Annotated in this window: 18 protein-coding genes; 7 read left to right on the forward strand and 11 right to left on the reverse strand. The window is 41.2% G+C overall.

Annotated features, from left to right (window positions below; all coding sequences use genetic code 11):
- Window positions 1–2 precede the first annotated feature (2 nt).
- Together PQO03_RS07260 and PQO03_RS07265 are read left to right on the forward strand one after the other, a co-directional pair.
- A complete protein-coding gene (locus PQO03_RS07260; protein WP_274149132.1) occupies window positions 3–1112 on the forward strand; it encodes a lactonase family protein in 1110 nt (369 codons plus the stop codon).
- A gap of 120 nt (window positions 1113–1232) precedes the next feature.
- Complete coding sequence (locus PQO03_RS07265) at window positions 1233–2873, forward strand: diphosphate--fructose-6-phosphate 1-phosphotransferase (protein ID WP_274149134.1); 1641 nt, start codon at window positions 1233–1235, stop codon at window positions 2871–2873.
- Window positions 2874–3112: 239 nt separating this feature from the next.
- Here PQO03_RS07265 and PQO03_RS07270 read toward each other — a convergent pair whose 3' ends face one another.
- A complete protein-coding gene (locus PQO03_RS07270) occupies window positions 3113–4504 on the reverse strand; it encodes a S1 RNA-binding domain-containing protein (RefSeq protein WP_274149136.1) in 1392 nt (463 codons plus the stop codon).
- Between the two features lie 177 nt (window positions 4505–4681).
- On the opposite strand from PQO03_RS07270, the gene PQO03_RS07275 reads away from it, so the two are divergent.
- The 4 genes from PQO03_RS07275 to dnaG are packed head-to-tail and all read left to right on the forward strand — an operon-like array spanning window position 4682 to window position 9745.
- The gene (locus tag PQO03_RS07275; protein ID WP_274149138.1) at window positions 4682–6334 is read left to right on the forward strand and encodes an FHA domain-containing protein; all 1653 of its coding nucleotides are present in this window, start codon (window positions 4682–4684) and stop codon (window positions 6332–6334) included.
- A complete protein-coding gene (gene rsmI, locus PQO03_RS07280; protein ID WP_274149141.1) occupies window positions 6331–7071 on the forward strand; it encodes a 16S rRNA (cytidine(1402)-2'-O)-methyltransferase in 741 nt (246 codons plus the stop codon). The genes PQO03_RS07275 and rsmI overlap by 4 nt, the downstream gene beginning before the upstream one ends.
- 55 nt (window positions 7072–7126) lie before the next feature.
- Entirely contained in the window at window positions 7127–7906 is a 780-nt protein-coding gene (locus PQO03_RS07285) for a tetratricopeptide repeat protein (protein WP_274149143.1), read from the forward strand.
- Between the two features lie 3 nt (window positions 7907–7909).
- Window positions 7910–9745: a DNA primase gene (gene dnaG, locus PQO03_RS07290; protein ID WP_274149145.1), complete on the forward strand. Its 1836-nt coding sequence runs from the start codon at window positions 7910–7912 to the stop codon at window positions 9743–9745.
- Between the two features lie 178 nt (window positions 9746–9923).
- Here the strand turns inward: dnaG and PQO03_RS07295 are convergent, their stop codons facing one another.
- The 3 genes from PQO03_RS07295 to PQO03_RS07305 form a co-directional block, all read right to left on the reverse strand.
- Entirely contained in the window at window positions 9924–10166 is a 243-nt protein-coding gene (locus tag PQO03_RS07295; RefSeq protein ID WP_274149147.1) for a hypothetical protein, read from the reverse strand.
- A gap of 32 nt (window positions 10167–10198) precedes the next feature.
- Window positions 10199–10441: a hypothetical protein gene (locus tag PQO03_RS07300; protein ID WP_274149149.1), complete on the reverse strand. Its 243-nt coding sequence runs from the start codon at window positions 10439–10441 to the stop codon at window positions 10199–10201.
- Window positions 10442–10825: 384 nt separating this feature from the next.
- Window positions 10826–12694 carry an MFS transporter gene (locus PQO03_RS07305; RefSeq protein ID WP_274149151.1) on the reverse strand — a complete coding sequence of 623 codons (1869 nt, stop codon included), beginning with the start codon at window positions 12692–12694 and terminating at the stop codon, window positions 10826–10828.
- Between the two features lie 308 nt (window positions 12695–13002).
- Here PQO03_RS07305 and PQO03_RS07310 point away from each other — a divergent pair, with 308 nt between their 5' ends.
- Window positions 13003–13689, forward strand: a complete 687-nt coding sequence (locus PQO03_RS07310; RefSeq protein WP_274149153.1) for a substrate-binding periplasmic protein — start codon at window positions 13003–13005, stop codon at window positions 13687–13689.
- Between the two features lie 27 nt (window positions 13690–13716).
- Here the strand turns inward: PQO03_RS07310 and PQO03_RS07315 are convergent, their stop codons facing one another.
- The 7 genes from PQO03_RS07315 to PQO03_RS07345 form a co-directional block, all read right to left on the reverse strand.
- Window positions 13717–14706 (reverse strand): GntR family transcriptional regulator, encoded by a 990-nt coding sequence (locus PQO03_RS07315; protein WP_274149155.1) that lies wholly within the window; start codon window positions 14704–14706, stop codon window positions 13717–13719.
- Window positions 14707–14723: 17 nt separating this feature from the next.
- Window positions 14724–16958 carry a PVC-type heme-binding CxxCH protein gene (locus PQO03_RS07320; protein ID WP_274149156.1) on the reverse strand — a complete coding sequence of 745 codons (2235 nt, stop codon included), beginning with the start codon at window positions 16956–16958 and terminating at the stop codon, window positions 14724–14726.
- Between the two features lie 84 nt (window positions 16959–17042).
- Entirely contained in the window at window positions 17043–17942 is a 900-nt protein-coding gene (locus tag PQO03_RS07325) for a sugar phosphate isomerase/epimerase family protein (protein WP_274149158.1), read from the reverse strand.
- Between the two features lie 10 nt (window positions 17943–17952).
- Window positions 17953–19050: a Gfo/Idh/MocA family protein gene (locus tag PQO03_RS07330; RefSeq protein WP_274149161.1), complete on the reverse strand. Its 1098-nt coding sequence runs from the start codon at window positions 19048–19050 to the stop codon at window positions 17953–17955.
- Between the two features lie 8 nt (window positions 19051–19058).
- Window positions 19059–20471 carry a sulfatase gene (locus PQO03_RS07335; RefSeq protein WP_274149163.1) on the reverse strand — a complete coding sequence of 471 codons (1413 nt, stop codon included), beginning with the start codon at window positions 20469–20471 and terminating at the stop codon, window positions 19059–19061.
- 110 nt (window positions 20472–20581) lie between these two features.
- Entirely contained in the window at window positions 20582–22276 is a 1695-nt protein-coding gene (locus PQO03_RS07340) for a divalent metal cation transporter (RefSeq protein ID WP_274149164.1), read from the reverse strand.
- Window positions 22276–22977 (reverse strand): 3-keto-disaccharide hydrolase, encoded by a 702-nt coding sequence (locus PQO03_RS07345; protein ID WP_274149166.1) that lies wholly within the window; start codon window positions 22975–22977, stop codon window positions 22276–22278. The genes PQO03_RS07340 and PQO03_RS07345 overlap by 1 nt, the downstream gene beginning before the upstream one ends.
- Window positions 22978–23082 lie beyond the last annotated feature (105 nt).

The raw sequence follows: 23082 nt of genomic DNA on the forward strand, positions 1-23082 counted from the left end.
CCATGAATAGAAGAACCTTTATCACAGCCAGTTCGCTAACACTCGTAGCCAGCTCTTGTGCTTCAAGTAAAAATGAAAGTAAAAGCAAAACACTTTATTTTGTCGGCGGTGGCTCAGGAAAAAATGGCGGCCTACACCTCTATAAAAGTGCTGACAAGGGCGAAACTATTGAACTCTTGTCAATTGCCGGAAAAGAACAAAATCATGGTTTTCAGGTCTTCCATAATGACACTCTTTATTCCTGTGTAAGTATGGGTCAAAAAAAGGATAAATGCCACTCTGTCAAAGCTTACAAATTTAACCATAAAACTAACAACTTAGACGAAGTAAGCTCTATCGAAACTGAAGGCAGCCTTTGTCATGTTGCCGCTCATGGCTCACTCCTTGTCGTAACTGCTTATGGAGCTGGCTATATCGAAAGTTTCCAATTAGGCCCAAAAGGCGAAATCCAGAAACAACTTCAAAAATATCGTTTTACTGGCGGCAGTAATGTTGACCCCAAACGACAAAATGCTCCACACCCCCACTGCTTTACTTTTGATCACATCGGCAAATTTGGCTTCATGCCCGATCTAGGTCGCGATTTAATACAAACTTTTGAAATCCGCAATAATCAACTTATTTATCGCCGTGATCTCGATTATAAATCCACTCCAGGTGCAGGCCCTCGCCACTTAACTTTCCACCCCGATGGCCATCGTGCTTATCTTATTAATGAGCTTGATTTCACTCTTGTCGCCTTCATCTACCAAGATGGTAAACTTACTGAAACTGATGCTAAGAGATGCCTCCCTAAAGACTTTACTGAATGGAATAGCTGTGCCGATGTTCACGTTCATCCCGATGGTCATTATGTCTACGCTTCAAATCGTGGCCACAATAGCCTAGCCATCTTCAAAATCCTTGAAGAAAAAATAGATTTACTGGCTCATGAACCGACTCAAGGTGAGACCCCACGCAATTTCGGAATTTATAAAGATTATGCGCTCGTGGCAAATCAAAATAGTGATAACATCATCTTCTTTGATCTCGACCCTGACACCGGCTTACTTAGCTTCAAAAGTAAAACCGAGGGCATTGGTCGCCCCAGCTGCGTCAACGTAATTGACTAGATTCCCAAAACCATAGAATAAAGCTAAGGCCTTTCCCTGTCACATTTCTTGCAGTTGAAAGGCCTTACTTTATATTGGCTTCTCTTTATATAAAACATGATAAATACAAAGGATTATTCTATGTCTGCGATTTCCGCACTCCAAGCTGCTCGTGCTGCCTACCAACCAAAACTCCCTACCGTTTTTGCTAATGGTGCCGCTGTAAATATTGTCGAAGGTGTGGCCACTACTGCTGCGGCTGATTTAGAACAAATCCAAGCACTTTTCCCCGAAACTTATGGCGCTCCAAAAATTAACTTTGAGGCTAACTCAAACAAAACTTCTGTCGCAACCAATGTTGCCGTTATCCTCTCTGGTGGCCAAGCTCCTGGTGGTCACAATGTTATTGCAGGCATTTTCGACGGTATCAAATCACTTAATGCAGATTCCAAACTTTACGGCTTCCTCGGTGGCCCCGGTGGCGCTGTAGATAACAATTACATGGAAATTGATGCGGCTATCATGGATGCTTATCGCAATACTGGTGGTTTCGATATTATTGGCTCTGGTCGTACTAAACTAGAAGATACGGCACAATTTGATCAAGTGATTGCCAATTGCAAAGCACTTAATCTTGCGGCACTCGTCATCATTGGTGGTGACGACTCCAATACCAATGGCTGTGTTCTTGCTGAATACTGCAAAGCTCAAAATTCTGGCATCCTTGTAATCGGTGCCCCTAAAACTATTGATGGCGACTTAAAGAATGAAGATATCGAAGCTTCATTCGGTTTCGATACTGCCTGCAAAGTCTACAGCGAACTTATCGGTAATATCTCACGTGATGCTTGTTCTGCACGTAAATATTGGCACTTCATCAAAGTCATGGGCCGTTCAGCTTCTCATATAGCTTTAGAATGTGGTTTACAGACCCGCGCTAATATAACTCTCGTCTCTGAAGAAGTTGAAGCAAAAGCTATGACTCTCGGCGGAATCGTTGCGGATATCGCAGATAAAGTAGTGAAACGCGCACAAAAAGGTGAACACTTCGGTATGGTCGTTATTCCAGAAGGCGTCATCGAATTTATCCCGCAAATGAAAGTTCTCATTGCTGAACTCAATGATTTGCTGGCTCATGATTTAACTCTCTCTGCATCTCTCCCGCTTTCCACTGATATTGCTCAACTCCAAGCAAAAGGTTTAAGCGAAGAATCTGCGGGGGTTTACATCTCAATGCCTGCAAACATTCGTCAGCAACTCGTCATGGATCGCGACCCCCACGGCAATGTTCAAGTTTCGCGTATTGAAACAGAGAAACTCATTGCCAGCATGATTGAAATGTACATGCAAGAAAAACATGCCGATATTCACTTCTCTGAACAACATCACTTTTTCGGTTACGAGGGTCGTTGCGCAGCTCCTTCAAATTTTGATGCCGACTACTGCTATAGCCTTGGCTACACTGCTTCAGCTTTAATTGGTGCAGGAAAAACTGCTTGCCTAGCATCAGTCAAAAACCTTAAATCCCCTGCTTCACAATGGATCGCCGGCGGTATCCCCCTCACTTCTATGATGAATATCGAGCGTCGTCATGGTGCAGATAAACCCGTGATCAAAAAAGCTCTCGTTGAATTAGATGGTGCTCCATTCAAAGAACTTTCAGCTAATCGCGAGCAATGGGCTTTGCATTCCAACTACGTTTTCCCTGGCCCTATCCAATACTTCGGCCCGACTGAAGTTTGTGATCAGCCAACAATTACCCTTACTCTAGAACAAGCGTAATTAGGACTTAAACCCAAAGAAAAAGCCACTCTGATACAGAGTGGCTTTTTTGTGCCTATATGAGTAATATCGAATAAAATAGCTAGATCTAATTTAACGCTCTTACAAAATTTCACGTACTGATTTCGTGCCTAGTCACTAGAGTGTTTATTGCCAGAGTAAACTTCCCATTCTCACTCGCTAAACAAAAAAAAAGAGCGAACAATTACTTGTTCGCTCAAAATTTATCTGGCTAGCTTCTAAAGATCTAAACCGTCAAATAAACCACCCAAGCTACCAAAGCTCTCAGATTTATTTTTCTTATGAAGCTCATTAAGCATCTTAGCCGTATTCTCACTTGCTACTGCCTTACCAGGAAGACAAAGAGAGATTTTACCACCTTCTACTTTGAATGCTTCTATCTTATGCTCAGTACCTTTAGCATAATTGATTTCTAAAAACTTTGTTGAGTCACCACTCTTTGGAATATCGAGTTGACTTACATGAAGCAAACCACTGCGACCATCAGACAGGCCCATAAATACGCCATAAGGCTTAATGTTCTCAACTGTGCCCGTTAAATCTTTCGCTTCGACTTCTTCAACAAGCTCACTAACATCACCTTTGAAGAGGCTTAAAGAAACGCGATGTTGATCCAAATCGAGTGAATCAATTTTCACTTTAAGTGACTCACCAACTTCAGGTTGAATACCTTTGAACTGCGAAATATGCAGAAGACCATCTACACCTTCAATGAGTTCTAAAAATGCACCAAACTCTTGAACCGAACTAACCTTGGCTTCAAATGTCGCACCATTAAAGAGTTCATCCGAATCCCATGGGTCTTGTAGGCACGCGCGAAGTGAGAGCGTGATACGCCCTTTTTCCCAATCGAGGGCCAAAATCTTACAGCTTACTTCATCTCCCACAGAAACAAATTCATTCAGATCTACATTGCGCTTCCAAGAAACTTCTGAGGCTGGAACTAAACCATCAACACCACCAATATCTACAAAAAAACCAAAGCGCTCAATGTGACGAATGACGCCCGTTATTTCATCGCCTTCAACAAGCTCTTCTTGGAGTTTCTCTCTCTGCTTTTCCGCTAAAGTATTTAAGTAATCACGACGTGAAACTACCGCACCACGATCATCAATTTTAGTGATCAGAAAACTAAAAGTTTGTCCAAGATAAAGTGACGCATCACCAGGACGAGAATCCATTTGTGAATAAGGACAAAAAGCCATATTCCCACTTAAGTTAACTGTATAACCACCCTTGCGTTCTTCGATAACTTTGCCTTCTACAGGAATTTTCTCTGTAAAAGCAGCTTCAAAAGTTTCATTAAGAGCATCACCAGAGAGTTTCACTGTAAGGCTAATTTCACCATTGCGGTCACTTATTACCCAAGCGTCGATCTCATCACCAACTTCAAACTCAAGTACACCTTTGTTATCGAGAAGTTCACCAATGGGGATTATACCTTCGCAGCGTGCACCGATATCTACAAATAAAGAACTCTTATCAATTAGAGTGATTTTTCCTTTTACGGCATCGCCTGACTTAAAATCAATTTTCATACTTCCAGACTTAGCTTCAAATAAGGAAGCAAAATCTTCATCAACACTAATAAAATCAGGTATCTCGTTCATTGTAGGCACTTTTGTTTAATTAAAAATATTTTGGCCCTTACTATCACTCGAAGCAGTTTTTTTTAAAGTCGGTAAACAAAACTCCTTAGATAAAATTTTCTCGGCTTGATCGTAAGTGTTACTCATATAAATTGACAAACTATAATTATCAACGTTTAAAAATTTCACGGAGTACCAATGGCGAACTTAATTCGACTCGACAATGGACAAACCTATTCGCTCAACAAAGAAAACATCCTCGGCCGACTTTCTGCTGCTGATATTTTCCTCGATGATGTCAGCGTCTCTCGTCACCATGCTCAACTAAATTTCCATAATAGCGGTCAATTCCAACTGGTCGATATGGCGAGTTGCAACGGCGTCGCCATTAATGGCTCGAAAATTTCTAAAGGACTTGTTCGTACTGGCGACAAAATAACGATTGGTAAAGTTGATCTTATTTTCTCCGATGACGCTCAAGGCGCTAGCTCTAAACCTAGTCAATCTGCAGGGAACAAAACTATTGCTCTGGGATCTCATCCCCAAACTCAAAATAGTGGATCTCAAGCATCTAATCGTACCGCAACATCACTTGAAGATTTCATTAGCTTAAGCCCAAATGAATCCATTGACTCTGCGGTCCACCATGATATAAGCCGCTCTTGGCTTAAAAAGATTGTTTTTACTAACCTCGCCGTCAATGCCGCGAAAAATGAGATGGAAGTTTACGAAGCACTCAATGACACTCTTCAATCTTCTATTCAATGCAGCCAAATTTATCTCACTGTGATTAAAGATGACAGCGAAAACAATATCGCGTTAGCCACAGGGGATGATGATAGCTCTCGCATGAGTTCTGACCTCATGAGAAAAACTTTAAATGATGGCGCCGCCTTCATGATTCGCGATACCTCAAACAGCAAGTTAGTGGATCGCAATACCTTGGTTAACAATGGCGTTCGCTCGGTGCTAACGGCACCTTTGTTAAATTCTATCAAAAAATCTATTGGCTTTATTTATATTGATAGCAAACTCGATCAAGCCATTACCAATGCTGAATTTGCTTTTGCACGACTCATCTGCATGCATGCAGGTCTCTTACTTTGTAAACTTTTAAATACCACAATAGTAAGTACTGATTCTGACAAAAAGACACTTGCATTACCTGGCCACTCTGACTACGTCCATAAATTAATGAAAAAAATCGAGATTTTCTCAAGCCTAGATTCTCCTGTACTCATTGAAGGACATGAAGGCAATGATTTTGCAGAAGTCGCAGATATCCTTCACGGAAATAGTAATCGTAGTAACATGAGGCTCATTCGTATTAATTGCGAAGATAATAGTGGCCTCCCTATCTATGAACAACTTTTTGGCTCTTCTAGTAAAATACAACAGGCAAAGCAAGGCTCATTATTTATCGAAAACATTGATCAACTTGATATTAGTAGCCAAAAAAAGCTCTATGAATTTATTGCATCAGGAAAACTAAACGAGCAAGATACGAATACTCTGGACACACGTATTATCTGTAGTTCAAAGATCCCCTTTGAAGAAGCCATGAACCAAGGTATCCTTCACCCCATGTTTCGCAATGTTTTTCAGAATTGCACTCTGCATTTATGCGCTCTCCATGAGCACCTAGATGACCTGCCCGATATCGTAGAACATTACTTTATGGAAGCTCGCAAACAGTCTAGCAACAAAGAAATCCAATTGGAAGAAGGAGCTCACCTAGCTTTATATCACTGCCAAGGAAACGAAATGGAAGTCGCCTTCATCTTGAAATTCGCCACGATGAAAGCAAAAACAAATATTATCACTAAAGAACAATTGGAGAAATACACTTGAAAGGAAAACTCATTATGGCTTCTGGTGCCATCGGAAATCCAGAAGACATACCTAGTCGCGCACTCGATGCCGTAAGAGATAGTGACATGCTCGTTTTTGAAGAAGATCGCCCTGCGCGTGCTGTTCTCAAAGCAGCTAAAGTTCACCGTGAATACTGGAAATACTCTGAGCAAGATGAAGTTCACACTCTACGCGAAGTTGAAAAAGCTCTCAAACGCGGCGAAACAGTCTGTTATATGAGTGACCAAGGCTGTCCCACACTAGAAGATCCAGGCTCACCTGTTTTAAAAGCTGCTTGGTCAGTGAAAGCTCAAATCCAAGTCATTCCTGGACCAAGCTCCGTAACTGCCGCTATCTCGGCATGCCCCTTTACAGTTAAAGGCGTGGTCGTCGCTGGCTTCTTATCACGTGACCAAGAAATGCGCGAAAGCGAATTACGCAAATTATCGGCTTCTGGCTACCCCTACTTGATTATGGATACGCCCTATAGAATCCAACATATCCTCGAAAGTTTAAAGAAAGTTTTAGAACTAGAAAAAAAGTTTGTTCTCGCCATAGACATCAGTGGCAAGCATGAAACTTATTTCTACGATAATGCGACGAATATTTTAGCTGAAGCCGCAAAGCTTCCTCCGAAGCTCAACTTTGTCATCATCGTTGAAGGTAAAAAAGAGAAAAAACAGCTTAAACAAGTCGTTCGTGGCAATGGATATAAACAAATCCGCCGGAAAAGGTAAGTAAATAATGCCTTGCTCCTACGCACTCTTTCACTGCCTCAAATAGGTCACTAATATGAAATTAAAGTTAAGCAGTCTTTTTCTTCTTGCTCTTTGTTTATTCTCTTGTAAACAGCCCGACGCTTCTGTAAGTCTATTAAAGATCGAACAGTTATTTGAACAGAAAGACTGGGAAACAGCTGCGTACGAGCTAAAGAAAATGCTGCCTTTGGGGGAAGATCATCCCCGTATCTACGCCCTTTATGCTTATGCACAAAATCGTCGAGGACTTGCTCAGGATGTTGAGAAATTCATCCTCAAGGCCAATCCTACCAACGCTCAAGTGGATCCGCAAATCATGACTATGATTGGCCGTATCCATCTCGAGCGTGGCGAATACCCAGATGCCATCAAAGCTTTGGATATTGCGTATAGAAATGATTTGGATAACGCTATTCCTCTTAAGCTTCTCATCTTAGCGGAAATTAGTAATAGCAAAAAGAATGATGGCTCCTATGACATCAAAAAGTACGTCAAATCTGCAAAAGGCCTCAAGTATCTAATGGGGCGTAAAAACTTGCGCGACGAAGTTTTTTATAACCATGTTGCCATCAAAGAAATTACTAAAGAGGGCAATAGAAACTTCATCATGCCCTTCTTGCAAAAGGCCCATACTTTAGATCCCGGCAATCCAAGTACTACACTCAATGCCGCTATTGCTCTCGACATTATTTATAAGGCTCCCAAACTCGCAAGAATTCGTTACGCTAAGTTCCTCGACATGACCAAGGGAACCAATGATCCACAAATCCCCGAAGTTGAAAGACGACTCAGACAACTTCAGGGTCTTCAATAGCACATGGCCCAAGATTTCGACAGAGCTAAACAACAAGTTAAGGATCGCAGTGATATCGTTGATATCATTGGTTCCCACGTTAAACTTAAAAAGAATGGTCCTAATTTCCTAGGACTCTGTCCCTTTCACAACGAAAAAAGCCCCTCTTTTAACGTCAATCAAAACAATCAATTTTACCATTGCTTTGGCTGCGGAAAAAGTGGCGACGTCTTTAACTTTGTCCAGGATTATGAACAGCTTGATTTTCGTGATGCACTCGAAAAACTAGCTTCTCGAGCCAATGTCATTTTACCCGAATGGGGCAAAGGACAAAGCCCTGAAGAACGCATTAAACAACGCAATGAAAAAGAAGCACTCTACGATGTCTTAGATAAGGCAACTAACTTTTTTCATCAGCAGTTACTACTTCCCCAAGGTGCCGATGCACTCAAATACACTCAGGGCCGTGGCCTCGATCAACAAGTAATCAATAGCTACCGCTTAGGTTATGCACCCAACTCTTGGGACGCCCTAATGAAATGGGCTAATCAACATAATTTTTCAGCTGAGCTCTTAGCCACCGCGGGACTCACTAAGCACAATGAGAAAGGCAAAACTTACGATCGTTTTCGCAATCGTCTGATGTTTCCTATACACGATATAAGTGGTCGAGTCATTGCCTTCTCTGCCAGAGTTCTAGAAAAAGATGACAAAGCCGCAAAATATATCAATAGTCCAGAAACTCCTGTTTTTCATAAAGGCAATGTTCTCTATGGCATTCATATTGCTCATAAACACCTCAAAGAAAGCGAACACTTCGTTATCTGCGAAGGCCAACTCGATGTTATTGCCTGCCATCGTGCAGGAGTAAAAAATGCCATTGCGGCCCAAGGCACTGCCTTCACCGATCAACACGCCTCCATGATTGCGCGTTACGCAAAACACGTAAAACTATGTTTTGATGCCGATGCGGCAGGAAAAAAAGCTGCGGTCAAATGTTTAAACGTCTTACTCCCAAAAGGGGTTATCCCAGAGATTATTTCTTTAGACGAAGGCGAAGATCCCGATACTGTATTGAAGCAACAAGGACCTGAAGTCCTCAAAGAAAAATTATCTGGTGGCATCAATTTCGTCGACTTCATCTTATCTGATTATGGCCCCTCCAGCCCTACTCAAGACAAAGTTAAAATCAGTGAATTCCTGCTCGATATTCTTTCAAAATTACCTAATGTACTGATGGGTGATTGGCATTTACGCCTCGCCTCTAAACTGCAACTCGATGCTCAAGCCATTAGCGAGCAGTTGCGCTATCTCGTTTACAATAAGCGCGATCATAGTCAATACACGAAGCCACAAACTGAACTTCAGCAGGCTCCACAAAAAGTCGCTCCACCACCCCTTAATCTGAACAAAATCAGCAAAAGAGCCATCGCTGAAATCGAGCTCATCACACTCGCATTGAGCAAAGAAACATTTGCTAATTTGGTCTTTGAAAATACCATGGATATCAAACCTGAAACTTCAGCCGCATCAATGGCACTTCACTTTGTGAATTCACATATCGAAATGGGAAATTGGCGCGACTGCAAGCATGACCTCGAAGCTTCTTTCCCCAGTATCTATGAATTAGTTCTTAGGCAAGGTAATATTTCATCTTATCACAAACGAGAAGCTGAAGGGAATGATTATGAAGCACTACTTCAGCTGGTGGATGATTGTGTTAAGCAAATTAACAAAGCTTCCATTGAGCAAAATTGCGAAGAAGTCAAAATGCGCCTACTCAGTGAAGAAGATCCTGAAAAGAAACAAGAGCTATTCAAAGAATACATGAGTCTAAACCAAGAACTCAAAAACGCCTAATAAGCAAGTCTATAATTCAAGATTTTCAGATTCTATTAAGATGAATTTTTCATCTAGTTCTGTGCGAATTTCAATCACATTTATAACAACACTCCTCCTGGGAGCGCGGGCCTCTCGCCCGCATTAAACGAAATCTAGTCCTACACTCCTCCTGGGAGCGCGGGCCTCTCGCCCGCATTTATACTTTATACGCACTAGACCAAGGCCAAGTAGTCAGCTCATTACAGAGCCTGGCTTTTACTGGATTTTGATGAATATATTCAATTGTATTTATAAAGTGCCTTTCATCTCTAATGAAACGATCCCAATACTCTTCTTGCCATAGCTTCCCTCCCGGGAGCGCGGGCGTCTCACCCGCTTTATTCTCTGATAAAAGCTTCCTGATTTCGTGAGCCGTATAAGACTTCCAAGAATGAACCACATCACTTAAGCTGTGCTCTTGATAAGTTTTAATTAATAGGTCCCATAACTTTTCTTACTCTTTGCAGGCGAGACGCCCGCGCTCCCAGGGCGATGATTCCTCTTCTTATTTTTTATACATGCTCTATTTCCATCACTCATGGATCCCAAAATATCTTGTGGCACACTATCTGCTAAACGGTACGTAATCATTTGGTATTTATTAGCGACATCATAATGCGGTAAATAGCCCCGATTATGCCAATTTCTATCGTCCACAAATTCTTGTCGTCTCATCCTTAGCTCTCCACGTAGAACAAAATCTAATCGCTCACACGCAAAATAACAAACTTAGTAAATGGGCTAAGTACTTCGACTCCCACTCCGGAAGCGCGGGCGTCTCGCACGCATTAAACGAAGTCGAGTCCTATACTCCTTCTGGGAGCGCGGGCGTCTCGCCCGCATTAAACGAAGTCGAGTCCTACACTCCTTCTGGGAGCGCGGGCGTCTCGCCCGCAGTAAACGAAGTCGAGTCCTACACTCCTCCTGGGAGCGCGGGCGTCTCGCCCGCATTAAAAAAGACCGAGTCCTACACTCCTCCTGGGAGCGCGGGCGTCTCGCCCGCATTAAAAAAGGCCGAGCTATTAGGCTCGACCTTTTAAAAGTTATCTGTAAACTTATTTAAGCTTCTTTTGATTGCTCAGAACTTGCTGCTTGTTCTGATCCTTCAGCTTTGGCTCTACGTTGCTTTAAGACTTCACCAATCTCTTTGAGCTTATCTTCGGTGAGCGGATAGAAGAGCATCAGAACAAAACCGAATACACAAGGAATGGCGGACATCCAACTTACCATGCCTGAAATACCATCTTGAGCTTCTTGTGATTGCACTGTATTCGCTTCAAAGCCAATCCAAACGAGAACTGCCATTGTGAGCATACCGCCGAGCGTGTAACCAAATTTTTGTGCCATTGTACAAGCTGACATAACGAGACCCGTTGCACGACGACCTGTTTTCCACTCAGAGTAATCTGCCGCATCAGTATACATCGCAAAAACGAGTGCTGCCGTAGGGCCAAACATAAGGTTAATCGCAATATTGACCGCAAAGAGCATTCCAATATTTTCAGGTGAAATCATGCCGAAGACAAAAGTAAGTCCCGCAGTCATGAGCATCAGCAAAGCAAAACCTTTCTTTTTGCCAAGGTACTTTTCGAGGGAACCAACTGCTACTAGTGATACCAAGTTTGCAATTGTACCTGAAAGCATGAAGAGTGGTACGATACCCGTATTACCGACAACGTATTTAAAGTAGTACATGATCGCGCCATTACGCAAGCACACATGGAAGAGTGTAATAATCCCAAGAACAAAAAGAATGAGCCAAGGCTTATTTGTGAGCAAGTCTTTGATATCAGTTTTGAGAGGAGTCTTAACTTCTTGTTTTGGCGGCTTAACACGTTCTTTCGTAGTAGAGAACGTAATCAAAAACATCAGCGCTGCAGAAATACCGAATACCGTTGTGGCCCATTGGAAACCATTCTGCTCATTCACGACTTCAACACTTATCTCTGCACCAGTAAGGTCCACGGGGATCATTTCGTCAGAAATCGTATCTTTGTTCTTTTTAAAGACAGTTCCCATATCAACAGCAGTAGAATCGAAACCTTCGACACAGTATTTGATCTTAGCGAACTCTTCTGTGTTGTCACCTATTTTGTGTTCATTCTCAAATTTATCATCCAAAAAGAGTTTATCATCGCTATTCTTATGAAGGATCTTAGACTCGAGGAAGTAGGTCTCATTATTGATATAGAAAGTTTTTTTACTTTTATAGATCTTCCCTTCATTTTTCTTGTCAGGTACATTCGCCAATTTCATCAGAATTTTTTGGAAAGTACTAGGCTCTTCATAACCAGGAAGCTTAGCCGTTGCTTCAACACGTGAAGCCCCGTTGCCATTTTCTTTCACTACAATGACTTGTTTGTTCTCAATTGTTTCAATTCTAGCTTCAATTACCGTTGTGTCGCCACTTCCGAAGTGTGCCACCATTGGTAGAGTTGTCGCTTGAACGATGATACCACCAGAAAAAGCCATCACAAAACGCCATTGCGAGAAGCTCGTTCTAACTTTTGAATCGGGCGAAACAACTCCCATCAGTGAGGAGTAAGGAATATTGACAACTGTATAAATAAGAACGAAGGCACCGTGGGTGATGTAAGCCCAAGTGAGTTTTCCGCCTGCGGATAGATCGGGGGTTGTAAACATCAGTATGCCAATAATACCGAAAGGCACCGCGCCAAAGAGTAAGTAAGGTCGGAATTTACCCCAACGCGTCTCTGTTCGATCGGCAATAATACCTACGGCTGGATCATTGAGACCATCCCAGATACGAACCACTCCCATGAGCGTAACAAGTACTGCTGGAGCTAAACCAAAAACATCGGTGTAAAAGTAATTGAGATACCAGATGAATTGCATCCAAAAGAGGTTTGAAGCTAAATCGCCCAAACCATAACCGAATTTTTCTTTAAAGCTGATTTTGTCGCTCATATTATTCCTATCCTTATTAACATCATAAATTCCTGCGCGAATATTTTATTCGTGCCTTATTACGCTAATTAATAGCCGTGCTAGGTCAGTAATTGACATTCAGAAATAAATATTGTGTAAATAAAGACTAAGTTCTTAAGAACTTGGAGAATTTAACTTTGTGCTCAATGACTTTTTGCTTGTTTAAGGTAAGATATATCCATCAATAGGAGTCCTTCATCAAACATTTACTTTCACTACTCATTCTCTCTTCGACATTTTTTTTCTCATCCTGTGAATCGGCTAAAACAGAGCTTCCGCCCATAAGAGTGGGGACTTCAGGAGATTACTATCCTATCATTTTCAAAAAAGATGGACAATTCCAAGGAGTTGAAGCAGATCTAGCCGAAGCCCTAAGTATTGAATTAGGTCGACCTATCAAATTTATTGAAATGCCCTTTTCTTCTTTGATCCCTGCCTTAAATGGTCGCCAAATTGATATAATCATGGCGGGCATGTCTATTACTGATGAGAGAAAGAACTTTGTGAAATTTGCGGAACCCTATATGGAAATCAGCCAAATGATGCTTATTCGAACACGGGACATGGGGCGCTTTCGCAAGCCCGGCAATAATTATTATGTCAATTCTGGCATGAAAATGGGTGTCATCTCTGATACCACTGGCGAAACTTTAGCCCAAAAACATTTAAAGAAACAAAACATCAAATCTTACGATAATATTGACCAAGCAGTTGTGGCTTTAAAGCGCAAGCAAATTGACTGCTTTATCCACGATGCTCCTTATATATGGTCCTATACAAATACTAAAGTAGATAAAGAGCTCACGGGTGTGTACTGGGATTTATCTAAAGAAAAATTGGCCTGGGGACTAGGCCTCACTAACTTTTCCCTCCAACAAGATATCGAAAAAGTCTTACTCAAGTGGAAACTCAATGGCTTCAAAGCTAAAATCATCCAGAAATGGGTACCCTACCGAGTAAATTACTCTAACTAAAATTTGAGCTCCATTCGATCTAAACTATTAATAGTAGATTATTTCAGGCATAATTAATTTTTGGCTACTGATCCCCTTACTAGATCGGGCCCATTCTAAGGCTTGGTCAAACATTAATTTCCAATTTTGTCGTATGGTCATTGAGCCTTTATAGAAGCTATCCAATTCACCATCAAATGAAATGATTTTGACGCGTTCCGAATGCCCTTTTTCGGCCATATAAGTTAAAACAATGGGTAGCATATCATGATCTGGAACGAAGAGGTAATCGAGCTCTGTTTCTTTAAAAACCGTACTTAAAACCCCTGCCACATCATTAATTTTTTTACTTAAGGTTCGTTGGTGAATCGCCAGTTTTAAGTCATGTGTATGAAGCAATTCTTGAAAATAGATTTCGCGAACGGCTAAAAAGGGTTCTTCTTCACTGAGCGGAGGAACTAATAGTCCTATTCGAGCTTCCGCATCCTTCAATTTAATACTGCTTAAAACTTCATCAATTGCCCCAAATGTATCGGTAGCATGAAAGTTGAATTCAGGATCAGAGCGATTAATTAAAATTTGTTCAATCGCACTTTCTTTAAGTTTTTTGATATAATAACGCGCTCGAATTGAAGGGCGACTCCAGATAACACGGCTACTGGGATTGAGCATGATTTCCGAAAAATATTCTTCTATATTTGAGCTACAATGAATGCTGTAATCAAGATCATTAATCTCCGACAACATCAGCGAAAGAATCCCATTAAACTTATTCGATTCTGCACACTCAACATCATTATTTAAAATGATATAAATATGATGCTTATTATCGGGTGATTTTACGTATGTCCCCGAGCCCTGATGTGACTCGAGTATCCCTTCTTGTACGAGCTGACGAATGACTTTGTCGATAGAGCCCCGAGAAACCGAATATTTCTCCATCAATTCATGACGCGTGGGCAACAAACTTCCGCCTGGATACAGGCCTGCGTTAATCTCTTTTCGCAGTTCTTGTTTAACTCTATCGGTAATACTCATACGAATAAACTCTTTATTTATTGCAACTCAGAAACGGGGTAAGGAGTACTTTGCTTCTTCGTTGCCATTCTAACTTTTTGAATAGTTTTTTCGGATATCGCTCCCGATTTATTACCAAAATGATTGCGAATATAAGTTGCGATCCCCGCAATATCTTTATCTTTGAACATGGGATTGGCACCTAAGCCTGGCATCGGCATCGGTGTATTATATTTCTTTTTGTTCACTGTGATAGGACCATATAAACCATGAAGCATCACTTTAATCAAGCGTTCTTGACTGCCGTTTACCCATTCACTTTTAACCAGTGGCGGTCCCATATTGGGTAAACCTTCAGCATCGGGACCATGGCAACCAAAACAATTGGCATGACCAAAAAAGAGTTCTTTACCATGATTAAATAATGCCTTATCTGCTTTTGATAATTTTGCGTAATTACTTTGGACTTTTTTCTTGCCCAATTGCGCATAAGTCGATTTCGCTTTTTTATCCTTAAGTAGTGAAGCATAAGCAGTAAAGTCTTTATAATTTGAACCGAGACCACTCATAAGTGCCTCAGTCACATACTTCTTTCCTTTAAATTTATTTGCGAGCTCCGCAACCGTTTTAAAATCATCGCCAGCAAAGAAATCGGAACTAATCAAAAGGAGCTGTAGCGCTTCTTCATAATTGGCTTGTTTCGCAAATGCTATTAGTTCGCTACGCATTGCCTGACGATCTGCTTCATTCATAAATTCAGCTACCGCTAAAGCATTCACTCGCACTTTCACATTATCATTTTTTAATGCAATGCGAACCACGCTTGGGCTAACTGCCCCAAGGCCTTCTAAAGTCCACAAAGCATTTATAATCAATCGTGGATCTTCACTAGTTCCAACTACCTTAACAATTGCAGGCACTGCAATTTTATCCTGTTTGAAAACAAGTTGTTGACGGGCCGTATCACGAACTAAACCACTTGGGTGTAATAAGTAAGACACTAATTGACTCGCAGATAAGCCTGATAGTTTTGCCGTTTTAGAAAGCTTATTTTGCGTACTTCGCAAACGGTATATGCGTCCACGTTCATTATTACCTTTATCCAAACCACGTGATAAGATCTGTTTACGCAAGTAGCTCGTTACAAATACTCTGTGCTGAAGTATACCGTGATAAATATCTAAAATATAAATGGATCCATCTGCGGCCGTGTAGAGATTAACGGGGCGAAAACGCTCATCAGTAGAAGCCAAGAGCTCTTGCTTATTATAAATTTCTTTGCCCGCTAATGAACCTTCTTTTTCTTGTATAAAACGAGCTGAAATTAAATTGCCTGCCGGCTCTGGCGTTAAAGCCATTCCATAATACTTTTCAGGGAATTGATCTCCACGATAAACCAAGCTACCCGAAGCAGCTGTGAAATTCTTTAATTTACCATCGGCATGCAGCATACCTTTCATGTAGCCACGGTTAATACCGGGATTCATACGGATAGGATAAATAGCATTTCCTCCAATACGACTTACTCCCATTTTTGCTCGATAAGCTGGATTTTTTAATAATGAACCGGGTCGTAAATATTCACCCGTGACAGCTGATGAATTACCATTGTGATAAAGACGGCCATAATCATCCATTGTCAGTCCCCATTGACCGCGGTTTTCTGTCGTGCGCTTCACTAATTTAAAAAATTGATTTTTATAGATTTCTTTTGAATTCTTAGGGAGCTTTGCCACTAAAGGCAGGGCTCTGTAAGAGCTCGATGACTTAGAGTTATAGTACCAATTATCCAATGCGAACAACATCGTATTGGGCTTATGCTCAACACTACCACCCTTGGCATAATCTTTATCGACAAGTTCACGCTTCCCTGCTTTGAGTCCCGGTAAAACTTCTACAAAAAAGAGTTGTGTATTATCAGCATACAAAATCCCTCCAGGAACAAAGGCAATTGCACGGGGAAGAGTAATATCATTTAAAAACTCAGTTCGCTTATCAACCTTGCCATCGCCATTGCTATCTTCTAAAATAACAATCTTTGATTTCGCGACTTCCTCTTCAGTACCATCAACATTAGGCATATAAGTATTCATTTCACAGATCCACATCCGCCCATCAGCATCAAAAACCATGGTAACAGGATTAAAAACCTGAGGTTCCGAAGCCACAACTTCCAGCTCAAAACCCTCTTGAACTTTAAATGAGGCCAATGCCTTATCAATATCTAAAACCGGTGCCGCAGGAATTTTATCCGCCGCAATTGGGTCAATCATAATCTGACCTTTCCTATCTCCGGATTGTGCTAAGATACTTAGGGAACTGAATAGAAATAAGAGCGTTTTTACTTTTAGCATGGACTACACCGCCTTAGTTAGTGGATTGTACGGAGTTCTTTGATAACTAATGCCCTTTAGGAGCTCCATCAATTTTTTGCCATATTTAACGTAAACTTCGTAATTCCAATCCCAGTCAATATCACTACGTTCTTTAGCGTGAAAAACACTTGCCATATGTGGCTCGATGGAAATGCCTCCATCGTAATTGCGCGATTGTAAATCTTTCAAAATCTCTTTCACGTAACCCTGACCTTCACCAGGCAAGGTATATTTCTCTGGATTATCCCCTACTGGATTCATTGAATCTTTGATATGAATATAAGCAATATGTTCTTTAATCTGTGAGTAGAACTCCCAGCTATCCTGCCAGACATCACCACCTTTACTATAGTCTTTCATAAATGGACTATTGCCAGTATCATAAATGAGTTGTAACCCTGGTACGCGCTCCATTAACTCGAGTGTATGCTTCCAGCTCATACCGCCATAATTCATACAATTTTCGTGAACGGGCTGAATGCCATTTTCTTTAAATAATCTGACCACTTCCGTCAAGCGTTTGAAGCGTTCTTCTTTGTATTGCTCTTCACCTTCACATCTCGCATAAGACATGATACGTATCATCTTCGTACAAAGACGATTCATACGAGGAATCGCACGCTCAACTTCTTCTAAAGTGATCGAAAAATCATCTTTAATATTCTTTGCCCAATTGCCAATAGCGGAACCAAAGCAACTAATATAGACATCTTCTTTTTTCAGTAAATCTACTGTTTTCTCAAATTCTTCTTCACTAATATCGTGAATATTTTTACCGCCAATATTACGCGACTCGATGGCATTCCAACCAAGTTCTTTGGTCGCTTTAATTTGTGTGGCTAAATCTGCTGCAGCTTCATCTGCAAATCCGGTTAAATACATAGCTTGCTCCTTATTTAAAACGTCTTAATTCGGGGGCTTTCTCGAGCGGCAGAGTCACTTTAGTCCCGCCATTGAGTGCCGATTGATAAATAGCTTGAATCAGTTCAACCGATTTACGGCCTTCATAGGCATCTGCTGGAACTTTGCGTCCTTCGCGAATGGCCTCTAATACTTCTTCAAAATTGCGCTGATGCCAAGAGAAATCGATCGCAGAAGGATCGGCGGCACCCGCGGCACCTGCATCGGGATCAAAGCCAAATTCTTCCATGAATTTTTTGTCTTCATCTTCTTCTTGACGAAATTCCCAATGAGTAAATTTATCATCTTTCAGAAAAGCAGATCCATTGACGCCACAAATGTTAACTTCGGCGGCATGGCCTTCTTCAGAGAAACAAGAAGTCGATCCTTGGATAATGCCTTTCGCACCATTTTTAAAATTGAGGATCGCAACTGCGGTATCTTCCACTTCGATATTTTCATGAGTGAGACAATCCGCAAAAGCACAAACTGAATCGACGTCACCTGCTACATTGAGTAAAAGATCAATGGTATGGATAGATTGATTCATCAAGGCTCCACCACCATCCAAGTCCCACGTTCCACGCCAGGCACCAGAATCGTAATATTCCTGTGTTCTATACCATTTGGTCACTGCCTCAACTAAAGTAAGTTGACCAAAGCGTCCAGATTCCACCGCTTCTTTAAGCTTTATGGTTCCGCCATTAAAGCGACGGGGCAAGATGCTGGCTAATTGCACATTATTTTCTTCTGCGGCTTTTATCATCGCATCAATCTTATCAATGCTGACATCAGCAGGCTTTTCAACGAGAACATGCTTCCCTGCTTTTGCTGCGGCAATGGCTGGCTCCATGTGCGCTCCACTAGGAGTACAGATAGTAACAACGTCCACTGCGGGATTCGCAAGCATTTTATCTAAATCCGAATAAGCGCTGCATCCATAAGTTTCTGCAAATTGCTCTCCTCGTTCGGGGCTACGCTCAAAACAGGCCACTAATTTAGCGCCTTCCATTGCTGCAAATGCTTTTGCATGAAAGTTGGCAATCATACCACAGCCAATAATTCCAATTCCAAATACTTTTTTACTCATAAGTTTACCTAAATTTTCTTGTTAATCTTTTTTAAAAGTTCTGAAACCACTTCGGGATTTTCTCTTGCCACATTGCGGATCTCATCTGGATCATTGCGATGATCATAGAGTTCAATATTTTTATTTTCACCACTCTTTTCTTGCGTCACAATGAGGCGATAATTTTTTGTCCGTACTGACTTGGCATTCTTCCAAAAAGAAAAGGCGGAATCTCGGCCACGGGTATCAACTGAAAATAAAATGGGCCCGAGATCCTGCCCAGAGAGTTTCTTTTGTGTTTTTGTGAATGATGTTTGGCAAAGTTCTTTGAGCGTTGGGAAAATATCAACCGTTTCCACCACTGCACTACATTTCCTAGCTTCTGTCCCAGGAACTTTAATCATTAGCGGTGAAGCCAAGGCTTGTTCATGTAAATTGTGCTTGCCCCACATTTGGTGATCACCCAAATGCCAACCATGATCTGACCATAAAACCACTACCGTATTTTGATCTAAATTGAGTTCTTTAAGTTTATCCATCACTCGACCAATTTGAGCATCTACATAAGAAATGCAGGCATAATAAGCGCGGCGATGCTTGAGTTGTTCTTTTTCACTTAGAGGCTTTGTTTTATCCCCTTGGTATTTATAAAACTCTCCACTTCCGTGCCAATAAGCCGTATAACCTTTCTTATTATGCTTTGCAAGTTTGATATCAACACCTTCATACATGTCCCAATACTTCTTCGGCGCCACAAAGGGCAAATGAGGTTTATAAAAACCTAGCGAGAGAAAAAAACGTTTATCCTTAAGCTCATCAAGTTGACGTAAAGCTTCATCAGTATTCATTCCATCAGGAAGCTCATTATCGGCGACATCTTCAAATTCCATGCGGGGTTTGTAGCCCGAACCATCTTCACGATGTTTGCCATTGGCATAAGCAAAGAAACATCCCCATGCACGCTTCCATTCTCCAAAAGGAGTCTTTTTCCAATCCCAAGCAAAGGGAACTTCATCGTCGCCTTTACCTTTCCCATTATAACTGAAATTCCTGCCATCGGCCGTATGCGAAACTTTTCCAATAACTGAAGTCACATATCCACTACGACGAAAGAGTTCGGGTAAGCTTTGTGCGCCCTCTTGCTGAACTTTGTTTAACTGCTTAAAGGCACCATTCCCCATACTTGCTTTCGTCGTGGGATACTGGCCTGTAAGCAAGGCATAACGAGATGCTCCGCAAGTTGGAATCTGAACATAATGATGATCAAACATCACCGACTCAGAAGCTAAGCGATCAAAGTTAGGGCTGATAACTTCCTCAACTCCGTAGCAGCCTAATTCATTGCGTAAATCATCCACACAAATCATCACGACATTATACTTGTTTTCAGCACTAATATTTGCGATCAATGCAAAAAGAAACAATAAGAACTTTTTATTCATTTGTACCTCGAAAATATTTTATACTCACTAGAAGTAAAACTCCTAGCACTAAGATTGAAGTCTCTGCAACTTCTTGAAAATGGAAGTGCAGAGCGTGAGCGACAATAAAGCTACTCACTAGTGCCTGCTCCCTTTGCCAAAGCTTCTTTTTTATGCTTATTCATGATGTAAATCTGACCAATAATGACCAAGATAATAAATATAATGAGAAAATACTTACCAAAGGCAATACTCGTATCTCCCACAGTCATTGTTTTGTTCCATGCCGTATGACCCGCGGCCACACCGGTAATCACTAAAGAAAGCCCTGTAAGTACATTCCAGATAACTCGTTTATTACCCTTAGGTATATTTTCGCCAAGGACTTTTTTGGAATTCATCATCATAAAGAAGGCTAAAAACGCCACCGGTAACAATATGTAACCAAAAGTCGAAGTGATAATTGCTAGGTAAGTACCTGAGCCCGTCCCCCAGATAAATGGCCATAAAACGCCCGTCGTTGCCAAGAGCGTTCCGCGTTTATGCGCCTTGCCACCATGTTCAAAACCAAACATTTCACAGACCACAAAACCACTAATCAACATCAACATTGATATTGTAGATAAAGCCATTGCCAATACCCCGAAGCCAAAAATTATATGTGCCATCTTAGGCCCTACAGCAACTTCCAAAGCTTTAGGGAATTCTTTGGTATCACGTTTCACAAGCATACTGGCCAATAAGATTTCATCATTATCAATCTCAGTTTTTACAAGCTTAGTTCTCTTCTCGAGAGCAGCTTGGATTTTGGGCGCTTGTTTGTGACCTTCTACAATTTGAACAATTCCATCTTTCTGTAGCGTCAGCCCCTCAAAAGGTTTCGCATGAAAAGTCACAGCGGCAGCAATCGCCACACAGGAAGTCGCTAGTACATAAGGAATCACCATACCAGTAGATAAATCAAAAATCGCTAAGCCACGATGCTTCTTGCCCCAACCCTTATTTAGCATTGAGAAAGGAAGTAAAAAAGTCATATTAATCCCTACGGCAGTCGCTGCAGCAGACACCATAATATCGCGCTGAGTTTGAACTACATTCTGAGTCCAAAAGGCACGGGCTGCGGGGTCAGCAATCTGATTAATGACCGCTTGGATCTCGCTAGCTGGCTTAAAAAGCTTATTAAAATTGGGAATAAAACCTTTGAGAATCTCCCCAAAACCAACATTGCCCGCTGCAATCAATTTGCCCGCAACAATCATAAAACAAAGAACGATGGCCGCGACAGTTATCTTAAGTAAGTTCTCATAGATTTTCATGCCCTTGCCCTGCTTGCCATAACACATGGTAATAAAAGCTGAGAAGGCAAAGATGATCGCTGTGATAATCAACTTTGTTGTCATGCTTTCCGGATTGGGAATGGAAGGGAATAAATTTTGTGTCATGGCTGAATAAGCCAATGAATATTGGGGTAAAACCCAAATCATATTCGCCATCAAAGAGGCCAATAACCAACCCCAAGCCAAGACCGGATTGATATTATCTTTCATTGATTTAAAAGGTGATTTCTCTGTACTCAAGGTAACGTAAGAAATTGCGGAAAGCATAATAACTCCCATGGCCATCGCAACTAACTGCACCCATAGGAATTCAACCCCACCAATAACTCCTAAAAACAAGGCACTTGCAAGTGATCCACCACCCAAAGTAATCGCTGACTGCAACCACCCTGGGCCCGATAACTTCATGTATGTCTTAACTACTGCACCAGTACCAGCTGCATGAGCGTCATCCAACATTTGTACTTCTTTCGAGACTTTATCACTCATTATTTAGCGAGCTCCAATTCTTGAATTGTGATATTGCGAAACTTGATGATATTATCAGTTTTGCCCGTCTTCGCGAATTTCTTACTGCCATGATGTTGAATGGCAATATGACCTTCAGAGGATTTAGTATCAATCACATGAGTCATCAGAGATCCATTTAGGAAAATCTTAATTTCAGGACCACGGCATTCAACGCGATATTTATTCCATTCCAAATGCTTATAAACTTTTTTCTTGGCTTCCGACCAAACGGGTTCTTTGCTTTCTTTGAAATCTTCATCACGATCAGAACGCTTAGCATGCAAGGGATATAACCACCCTCTTCTTCCTTGATCATATAAACCACCACTCCAAGCACGCTCACTAGGATCGACTTCTGCTTGATAACCAATGATAGATTTACTCTTCCCCTCTTTGACTTGCCCACGAAAAATCACACCTGAATTCGAATACTCTTCGACATCGGGCATCTTGACTTCGTACTCAAGAATAAAATCTGTATAACGCTTCTTGGTGGCAAAAAAGAAATTCTTTTTTGACGTAAGCTCTACCACTCCATCTTTTAATTCATACTGACCATCATTATATACATTGAGCGTATCCTTGAACTCAGGATCATTGTATAAGGATTGCTGCTCAGAACTACTTACACAGGAGACTGCTAATGAGAACAGTGCGAGAAGTGATATTTTTACATTCATAATATTTGCCTATTTTTAATTGATTTTATTGAATTTGATCAAAAAATACATGCTCAAGAAGACTAAGACAATTAAAAAGACCCTTTGATCAAATGTTTTATTTGC

The organism is Lentisphaera profundi, assembly GCF_028728065.1.
GTDB lineage: Bacteria > Verrucomicrobiota > Lentisphaeria > Lentisphaerales > Lentisphaeraceae > Lentisphaera > Lentisphaera profundi.